Origin of the sequence: Cupriavidus yeoncheonensis (assembly GCF_905397275.1) — a bacterium.
Lineage (GTDB): Bacteria > Pseudomonadota > Gammaproteobacteria > Burkholderiales > Burkholderiaceae > Cupriavidus > Cupriavidus yeoncheonensis.
The window spans coordinates 1-1,088 of sequence record NZ_CAJPUY010000068.1; the positions used below are offsets into that span (position 1 = coordinate 1).

The window sequence follows — 1,088 nt, forward strand, 5'->3', positions numbered from 1 at the left end:
TGATCAACGTCTCGGATCGCCGCGATGCCATTGCGTTGATCGATGAAGCGGTGAAGAGCGGTGCGCGCCAAGCCAGTGCTTGCGAGGAACTAGGCCTGAACGAGCGCACCTTGCAGCGCTGGCGCCATACGCCTGAGGATGGCCGTCCGGGCGTGCTGCGGCCGGCGCCGGCTAACAAGCTCAGCGAGGCGGAGCGGCGGGCCGTGCTGGCAGTGGCCAACCAGCCCGGCTATGAGAGTCTGACGCCGCACCAGATCGTGCCGAAGCTGGCCGACGAGGGCCGTTACCTGGCCTCGGAGTCGACGTTTTACCGGGTGCTCAAGGCCGAAGGCCAAGCACGCCGGCGCGGGCGCAGCCACAATGCCAAGTCCTCGCGCCCGCTGACCACGCACCGTGCCGACGGACCGAACCAGGTGTGGTGCTGGGACATCACGTGGATGCCCACGACGGTGAAAGGCCGCTTCTTCTACTGGTACATGATGCAGGACATCTACAGCCGCAAGCTGGTGGTCAACGAGGTGCATGAGAGCGAATCAGTCGAGCATGCCAGCCAACTGCTGGCGCTGGGTTGCCTGCGCGAGCAGACCGTTGGCCGGCCGCTGGTGCTGCACTCGGATAATGGCAGCGTCATGAAGGGCGCGACGATGCGAGCGGCGATGGAGTACCTGGGCGTGGAGCCCTCATACAGCCGCCCACGCGTGAGCAACGACAACGCCTACGCCGAAGCGTTGTTCCGAACGGCCAAGTACTGCCCACTGTGGCCTGATCGGCCGTTCGATACGCTGGAGCAAGCGCGCGACTGGGTGCATCGGTTCGTGCGCTGGTACAACGAAGAGCACCGCCACAGTGGCCTGAAGTACGTCACGCCGAACCAGCGACACCGCGGGGAGGCGCCGCCCATGCTGGCGCGACGCGTGGTGGTGTATCAGGCAGCCCGTGCCCGGCACCCGCAGCGCTGGTCGCGGGGAATCCGGAATTGGAAGCTGGATCCAGTGGTCTACCTGAACCCCGAGCGGGCTGAGCTGGCGCCTAAGGAGTACCGGAAAGCGGCATAGCGGCGGACGCGACAACTACCTTGACACACACCG

1 protein-coding gene is annotated in these 1,088 nt (G+C 65.7%); it reads left to right on the forward strand.

Features of this window, described 5'->3' with window-relative positions:
* Positions 1 to 1,055, forward strand: a 1,055-nt coding sequence (locus KHO22_RS32310) for an IS3 family transposase (protein ID WP_211951260.1), incomplete at its 5' end; no start/stop codon positions are given.
* Positions 1,056 to 1,088: the final 33 nt, after the last annotated feature.